The organism is Streptomyces tricolor, assembly GCF_002155905.1.
GTDB lineage: Bacteria > Actinomycetota > Actinomycetes > Streptomycetales > Streptomycetaceae > Streptomyces > Streptomyces tricolor.
The window spans coordinates 1-7900 of record NZ_MUMF01000724.1 but is presented as its reverse complement, the minus strand read 5'-3'; the positions used below and the strand labels follow the sequence as shown (position 1 = coordinate 7900).

At 76.1% G+C, this 7900-nt stretch carries 6 protein-coding genes and 1 pseudogene; 4 read left to right on the top strand and 3 right to left on the bottom strand.

Annotated features, from left to right (window positions below; genetic code table 11):
- Window positions 1–1578 (top strand): PBS lyase (locus CCN44_RS38230; protein WP_086703425.1); only part of this gene is annotated, 1578 nt, incomplete at its 5' end.
- Window positions 1579–1811: 233 nt separating this feature from the next.
- Here the strand turns inward: CCN44_RS38230 and CCN44_RS38225 are convergent.
- Complete coding sequence (locus CCN44_RS38225) at window positions 1812–2399, bottom strand: Rv1733c family protein (RefSeq protein ID WP_086703422.1); 588 nt, start codon at window positions 2397–2399, stop codon at window positions 1812–1814.
- A 278-nt stretch (window positions 2400–2677) separates the two neighbouring features.
- Between CCN44_RS38225 and CCN44_RS38220 the strand changes: the two genes are divergently transcribed.
- The 3 genes from CCN44_RS38220 to CCN44_RS38205 all read left to right on the top strand — a co-directional run bounded on the left by CCN44_RS38220 (window position 2678) and on the right by CCN44_RS38205 (window position 6084).
- A complete protein-coding gene (locus CCN44_RS38220) occupies window positions 2678–3766 on the top strand; it encodes a WD40/YVTN/BNR-like repeat-containing protein (RefSeq protein WP_059247888.1) in 1089 nt (362 codons plus the stop codon).
- 87 nt (window positions 3767–3853) lie between these two features.
- On the top strand, window positions 3854–4531 hold the full coding sequence (locus CCN44_RS38215; RefSeq protein ID WP_059247889.1) for a uracil-DNA glycosylase: 678 nt from the start codon (window positions 3854–3856) through the stop codon (window positions 4529–4531).
- Window positions 4532–5157: 626 nt separating this feature from the next.
- Window positions 5158–6084, top strand: a complete 927-nt coding sequence (locus tag CCN44_RS38205; protein WP_086703416.1) for a sirohydrochlorin chelatase — start codon at window positions 5158–5160, stop codon at window positions 6082–6084.
- Between the two features lie 238 nt (window positions 6085–6322).
- On the opposite strand, the gene CCN44_RS38200 is transcribed toward CCN44_RS38205, so the two are convergent.
- Both CCN44_RS38200 and CCN44_RS38195 read right to left on the bottom strand, forming a co-directional pair.
- Entirely contained in the window at window positions 6323–7360 is a 1038-nt protein-coding gene (locus tag CCN44_RS38200) for a lactonase family protein (protein ID WP_086703413.1), read from the bottom strand.
- 158 nt (window positions 7361–7518) lie between these two features.
- A pseudogene (locus CCN44_RS38195) lies at window positions 7519–7900 on the bottom strand (FUSC family protein); the annotation flags it as partial.

Here is a 7900-nt window from a genome sequence, read left to right as displayed (position 1 = left end):
CAGGACGCAGCCCTCGCGCTGCTGCGGCAGCGGCTGCGGGCCGAGCGCGAGGGCTGCGTCCTGCTGGCCCTCACGGAGGCCCTCGGCCTGTTCGCGCACCGGTACCCCGCGCACGCCGACGGCGCGCTGGACCTCCTGGCCGAACAGAGCGCGCCGCCGTACGCGCCGGGGCTGCGGCTCGCCGCGCTCGGCCAGCTCGCGCTCCGCGCGCCCGGCCGGCTCCCCGCCGACCTGGTGCCCGCGGCGGTCCAGCTGCTCCAGCAGCGGTCCGCGCAGCGCCTCCGGCGCCAGGAGCAGGCGGGCACGGACACCCTGGTGCGCCGGATACGGCGGCTGCGGCCCTCCGACGAGCAGGGCGCCATGCTGCTGCGGACCCTGCACAGCGCGCTCGGCGACCGGGTGGACGACCGGATCGCCCTGCTCACCGGGCAGTTGACCAGTCCCGACCCGGTGGACCGGTGCAACGCGGTCTGGATGTCGGCGGGGTTGTTCCGCGGCTGGCGCGGCGCGTACGACGGGCCCGTACGGCTGCTCGGCGCCCAGCTGGGCAGCGAGCAGGACCGGTTACGGGATGCGGCGGTGTCGGTCCTGGCGGAGCTGTTCGCCCTGGCCGCGCCCGCCGCGGACGACCTGCACGCGCTGGTGGCCGCCCGGCCCGACCTGTGGACACACCGCTGGGAACGCAGCTCGCCCACCCTGGGCGGACCGCTCAAGGCGCTGGCGAGGACCGGCGATCCGCGCGCGGTCCCGCCCCTGGCGCAGCTGCTGGCCGGTCCGTCGGCCCCCGTCGGGCTGGGCTGCGAGGTCGCGCACCTGGGCCGGGCCGCGGCCCCGCTGGCCCCCGCGGTGCGTCACCGCCTCGGCCGCGTCCCGCTCGACTCCCCCACCGCCGCCCGGCTCGCCGCCCCGCTGCTGACGGCGGTCAGGGCCGTCCGAGACAGGCACGCCGTTCCGGAACTGTTCCGGCTGCTCTCGGGCGCCCCCGACGGCCTGGGGGCGCGGGACGCGGTCGTCGGCCAGGTGATCGAGACGCTGGCGGAGCTGGGCGCCGCCGCCGAGGCGGCACCGCTGCTGCGCGGGCTGCTCCGCACCCGGCACGCGGTCACCGCGGCGGGCGCGCTGTGGTCGGCGGACGGCGACGCCGGAGCCGTACTCCCGGTCCTGTTGCGGGAGTTGGCACAGCCCGATCCGCTCGTCCGCGCCAGCGCCGCGCGGCAGCTGGCCGGGCTGGGCCCGGCGGCGCGCGGCGCGCTGCCCGAGCTGCGCCGGCTCGCCGGGGCGGGGCCGCTACGGGAGCGCGTACCGGCCGCGTGCGCGCTGTGGCGGATCGCCGGGGACCCGGACCCGGTCCTGCCCGTGTTCCGGTACGCCTGGACGGCGGACCCGCGCACCCGCGCCCCCATCGCCCGCTGCCTGGCCACGATGGGCCCGGCCGCCGCCCCGCTGCACGACCTGCTCGTCACGGAACTCACCGACCCCCGCCGCCATACGGCTCAGCAAGGCGCGTACGGCCACCGTGACATTCCGGACGACGAGGAACTGCTGTGGATGTGCCGGGGGGTGCTGGCGGGGCTGTAGACGGGTGGGGACGGGGCGGAGAGAGGGCGGCGGCCCGGGGCGCCTGCGGACACGGCAGCCGCACAGGAGCGGGCAGGGCGGCACGGAGGCGCGTGCGACGGCCGCCCGAGAGACCGATGTGACGCTCAGGGGGTGGGAGGCCCCCGCCCACGCCGAGGGTTGACGGCCGGGCTCCCGCGCTCCTGAGGGGCCCGGCCGGGCCGGCGCGGCGCAGGTGCCCGGCGCGGCCGAGGTCAGACCGTCCGCCCCCACTGCGGCCCGAGGCGGGACCACTCGGTGTCCCAGGCCGCCATGCGGCGGCGTTCCAGGCGTCCCCGTACGGCCAGGCCGGCGACGCAGGGGACGGCTGCGGCGCTCACGCCGACCAGGAGGCCTATCAGGGTGGACCGGAACGCGGCCTCGGAGGCGGTGCTCGGACGGGAGACGAGGTGGCCCTGCGGATCGGTCCAGACCGTGACCGGCGTACCGGGTTTGCTGCCGGGCTCCACCCGGACCTGCCCGGTGCGGGCGGAGCCGTCGGCGGCCCTCCAGCGGGCCTCGGCCCAGACCCGGTCACCGGCGGCGGCACGGTCGCCGTGCTCCCGCGACGACCCCGGTGCCTGCGCGACGAGCCTGGCCACGACGGGCCGCCAGGTGGCCCGCTCCCGGGCGAGTCCGTGCTCCACCGCGCCGGCCGCCGCGAGACCGGCCAGCACTCCGGCCAGGACGGTCAGCAGACAGGCCCCGAGCACCACCCAGCCCTCCACCACGTCGGCCCGGCGTTTGAGCGGGTTGCGCCGCCAGCGCCACAGCCACACCTTCGGACCACGGAACGCCTTCAAGGCATCCTCCTCACGAGCGCACCGACCGGCCGGACCGCCCTCCCATACGGGAGAGATCGCTCCGTTGCTCACGACGAGCCGTATCCCCGACGGTCGCACGAGACACCCCTCTCCCGCAGGCGCATCCCGGAACGGAACCGGCCGATCTTCGCCACGGCCCCACGACACAGGTCGTGACCTGCGCGAACACGCCCTCCGGGGCGGAGTGTCAGTGGTGGGGTGCAGACTGGCCGGTATCTGACGACAACCCGGACAACGGCGTCCCGGAGGTGATCGGCATGACCGAGGTACTGCTGGCGGTGGGCACACGCAAAGGCCTGTTCATCGCGCGGCGGAGGGGCGGCGGCCCCTGGGAGTTCGACGCGAGTCCGTATTTCAACGCGCAGGCCGTCTACTCGGTCGCGATCGACACCCGGGGCACCCGGCCCCGGCTGCTGGCGGGCGGCGACAGCGCGCACTGGGGGCCGTCGGTGTTCCACTCCGACGACCTCGGCCGCACCTGGACCGAACCAGCCCGGCCCGCCGTGAAGTTCCCGAAGGACACCGGCGCCTCCCTGGAGCGCGTCTGGCAGCTGCACCCGGCCGCCGCCGAGCCGGACGTGGTGTACGCGGGCACGGAACCGGCCGCGCTGTACCGCTCGGAGGACCGCGGCGAGAGCTTCGAGCTGGTCCGCCCGCTGTGGGAGCACCCGACCCGCGCGCAGTGGGTGCCCGGCGGGGGCGGCGAGGGCCTGCACACGGTGCTGACCGACGCGCGTGACCCGCGGGCCGTGACGGTGGCCGTCTCCACGGCGGGGGTGTTCCGCACCACCGACGGCGGGGCGAGCTGGTCGCCGTCCAACTCCGGTGTGTCCGCGGTCTTCCTGCCGGATCCGAACCCGGAGTTCGGGCAGTGCGTGCACAAGATCGCCAGAGACTCGGCCGACCCCGACCGGCTGTATCTGCAGAACCACTGGGGGGTGTACCGCAGCGACGACGCGGGCGCGCACTGGACGGACATCGGCGCGGACCTGCCGACCACGTTCGGTTTCGCGGTGGCCGCGCATCCCCACCGGGGCGACACGGCGTACCTCTTCCCGATCAACGCCGACGCCGACCGCGTCCCCGCCGAACACCGCTGCCGGGTCTTCCGCACGGCGGACGCGGGCCGCACCTGGGAGCCGCTGTCGAAGGGGCTGCCCGAGGGGGACCACTACGGCACGGTCCTGCGGGACGCGCTGTGCACGGACGACCGCGACCCGGCCGGGGTGTACTTCGGCAACCGCAACGGCGAGCTGTTCGCCTCGGCCGACGACGGCGACAGCTGGCAGCAGCTGGCCGCGCATCTGCCGGACGTGCTGTGTGTGCGGGCGGCGGTGGTCGGCTGACAGCGCGCACGGGGCGAGCGCCCTCGGCCGACGGGGCGAGGGCCGGCGGTTGATCGCCGACGGGCGTACGGCAGTAGGGTGATGCCCGTGGCACCACGACCCTTGCATGAAATCGTCGAACCGGGCTGGGCGAAGGCCCTGGAACCCGTCGCCGGGCGGATCGCCGAGATGGGCGACTTCCTGCGTGCGGAGATCGCCGCGGGACGCACCTACCTCCCGGCCGGACCGAACGTCCTGCGGGCCTTCCAGCAACCCTTCGACGAGGTACGGGTCCTGATCGTCGGTCAGGACCCGTATCCGACGCCGGGGCACGCGGTGGGCCTGTCGTTCTCCGTAGCGCCCGAGGTGCGTCCGCTGCCGCCCAGCCTGATCAACATCTTCCGTGAGCTGAACGCCGACCTGGGGCTGCCCCAGCCGTCCACCGGAGACCTCACACCGTGGACGCAGCAGGGCGTGCTGCTGCTCAACAGGGCGCTCACCACCGCGCCGCGCAGTCCGGGCGCGCACCGCGGCAAGGGCTGGGAGGAGGTCACCGAGCAGGCGATCCGGGCGCTGGCGGCGCGCGGCAAACCGCTGGTGTCCATCCTGTGGGGCCGTGACGCCCGCAATCTGCGTCCCCTGCTGGGCAGTCTGCCGGCGGTGGAGTCCGCGCATCCCTCACCGATGTCCGCCGACCGCGGCTTCTTCGGCTCGCGCCCGTTCAGCCGGGCCAACGACCTGCTGATCCAGCAGGGCGGACAGCCGGTGGACTGGCGTCTGCCCTGATCGCTCCCGGGTGTCTCACCGTGGACTCCGGCGGTTCCGGCCTCCGGGTCGCCGCGGGCGTCCCGGGGCGGGAGCCCCCGGTCCAGCGCGAGATCCGGGAGCTGGCGCACGACCCGGTCGCCGCGGGCATCCTGCGTTTACCGCGGCCCGGCACACGGCCGACTCCGCCGCCGTGTGCCCGGCGGCCGGCGCGCCCGAAGTCACGCTCACCGGGCGCCCGTTCAAGATGGGCGGCCCTCTTCTCGTACCCCTGCGCGAGGAGCTGGCGCGGAGGCTGCCTCACGCCCGGCAGGTGCCGGCCGCGGGGGATCCGCCGCACGGCGCGGTGCGGATCGCGACGGAGCCGGCGGCGGGGCGGCTCACCCGGCCGGGTGAACCGGCGATGCTGTCCGTGGTCCGCGCCGCGGGTGACACCCCGGGGCGCCCGAAGTCCCGAACCAGCGCCCCCTTCCCGCTCCCGCTCCCCCGTCGCTTCACCCTTCCGTCCCGCTGTCGGCCCATGTGTCCGGCATGTGCCCACCACACGTGCCTTCCGCGCGTAACTCATCAGACAAAACCGGACGGATACCGCTCACCTGCACCCTCCCCGAACGGCGCAGGCCAGTGAGCCAGTAACATGCGGCGCCATGAGCTCCCCCACTGGACCCGCGTCCGGCCTGCCCGTACGAATGCCGCGACCCCGCCAGCCCGGACGGCACCGCCGCCCGGAACCGCTGGTGGCTCCCGAGGGCGCGCCCGCGCTCGTCCTCGCGGTGCCCGGTGTGCCCAGCACCACCACGCGCAGCCTCGCCGAGGAGGTCGTGAGCATCGCCCGCTCCGAGCTGCCCGGCCTCGACGCCCGGATCGGGTACCTGGACGGGGACGACACCGAGTTCCCCACGCTGCGTTCCGTACTGGCCCGCGCCGCCGAGGAGCGCACCGCCCGCTACGAGCAGGCCGTCGCCGCCGGGGTCGAGGGGATCAAGGAGCCCGACGGCCCGGTCGCCGTCGTCGTCCCGCTGCTGGCCGGTCCGGACAGCGCGCTGCTGCGCCAGATCCGTCAGGCCGTGATGGACAGCCGGGTCGCCGCGGAACTGACCGACGTGCTCGGCCCGCACCCGCTGCTCGCCGAGGCGCTGCACGTGCGGCTGTCGGAGGCGGGCCTGGCCCGCGCCGACCGCGCGCGGCTGTTCACCGTGGCCACCGCGGCGGACGGCATCATCCTGGCCTCCGTCGGCGGCGAGGAGGCCGTGCAGGCCGCCGGGATCACCGGCATGCTGCTCGCCGCGCGACTGGCCGTGCCGGTGATGGCCGCGGCCCTGGACCAGGAGGGTTCCATCGCCTCCGTGGCCGAGCAGCTGCGTTCGTCGGGTTCGCAGCAGCTGGCCCTGGCGCCGTACCTGATCGGCCCGGAGATCGACCCGGCGCTGCTGGCCGCGGCGGCCGAGGAGGCGGGCTGCGCCACGGCCGAGGCGCTCGGCGCGTACCCGGCGATCGGCAAGCTCGCGCTCGCCAAGTACACGACGGCGCTGGGCATCGCCCCGCAGCAGCCGCAGGGCACGCCGGTCCGCTGACGCACCCGGCGTCCGGCGCTCTGCGTCCGGCGTTCGACGCCCGTACCGGCATCCGCACCGGCATCTGTACGACCACAGGGCCCGCTCCCGTCCAGGGGCGGGCCCTTCGCCGCACCCGAGCCCGTCGCCACACCCGAGCCCGTCGCCACACGAGCCTCTCCCCACACGTGAGCCCGTCGCCGCGCAACAGATACCGTCGCCCTCCCGGGACCCTCCGCGTCGCCCCGGCGCTGCCTGCTCAGCCGAAGACGACGCAGGAGGCCGCGGTGACCCGCACGGAGCCGTCGTAGCGGGGCACGCCCGTCGTCTCGTCCACGGCGAACCAGGTCACGTCACCGGAGCGTTCGTTGGCCGCGTAGAGGAAGCCGCCGTGCTCGGCCAGCGCGCGCGGCCAGTGTCCGCCGCAGGGCACGGTACCGGTCAGCCGCAGCCCGTCCGCCTCGACGGCGAGCACCGACAGGACGTCCTCGCCACGGGTCGCGGTCCACACGAAGCGGCCGTCGGGCGAGACGACGATCCCGGAGGGGTAGGCGTCGCCTGCGGGTGCGCCGGGCAGCACGGGAACCTCGGTCAGCGGCTTCAGGGAGCCGCTCGCGGCGTCCCAGCGGCACACGGTGACCGTGGGGGTCAGCTCGTTGACCACGTAGGCGTACCCGCCGTCGGGGTGGAAGGCCAGGTGGCGCGGGCCTGAGCCGGGGCGCAGGGCGATCTCGCGGTGCAGGGCGGGGCTGCCGTCCGCGAGGGTGCACACCCGCACCGAGTCCGTCCCCAGATCGACGCTGACGGCCCACCGGCCGCTGGGGTCCGGCTGCACCTGGTGGGCGTGCGGGCCGCGCTGGCGCCGGTCGTGCGGGCCGGAGCCGGTGTGCTGGAGCCGTCCGGAGGGCGCGGCGGCGAGGGCGCCGTCCGGGCGCACGGGTACGGCGGTGACGCTGCCGCAGCCGTAGTTGGCGGTCAGGAGATGCCCGGCGTACAGGCCCAGGTGGGTGGGGCTGCTGCCGTCGACCGGGACGGGCGCGCCGGCCGGTTCGGGCCGGTCACCGGTGACGCGGTAGGCGGCGACGGCGCCCTCGGCGGTCTCGCTGACCGCGTAGAGGGTGTGTCCGTCCGGGGAGAGGGCGAGGTAGGACGGGTCGGGCAGGTCCTGCACGGCGGAGACGAGGGTGAGGGCCCCGGTGTCGGGGGCGACCTGCGCGGTCACCAGTCCGGGGCCGCCCGCCGCCGTGAACGATCCGATGAACGCCCGGCGCCTGCCCGCCCTGCCGTCCTGTGCCACCGCTGTCCCCTCTCGGTAGAGCCCGTGGAGCCGGTCCGGGGCCGACGGTAGCAGTCGGCCCGCGCCGGTCTAGACCAAGGGGGCGGCATGGCGGGAGGGCCGGCTGCGCAGCCGGCGGGTACGGCCCGCCGGCCCCGCTGCTCGGGCCGCCGTAGCGGTCAGGCGCCCACCAGCCGGGAGCCGGACGGCTTCCGCAGTGGTTCGGCGAGTTCGGCGAGGGCGCGTTCCAGGCCGTGCAGGTGGGCGAGGGCCGGTTCGGCGGGCGCTTCGGCCGGGCGGTGGAGGGGCTCCGCGCGGCCCGCGGTGAGGGCCTCGACGGCGGCCTCCACGCGCCAGCAGGCGGCGGCGAGGCGGGCGTCGTGGGAGGCCTCGGGGTCGGCGGCGACCGCGACCAGGCCCCGGACCTCGCGGGCGCAGTCGTCGAGCAGCGCCAGGACCCGGCGGGCTCGCGCCTTGCGGGCCGGCATCGGGTTCAGCGGGTGCACCAGCGGGGCCACCGAGAGCCGGACCCGGCCGAGCAGCTGCTCCAGTTCGGCCACG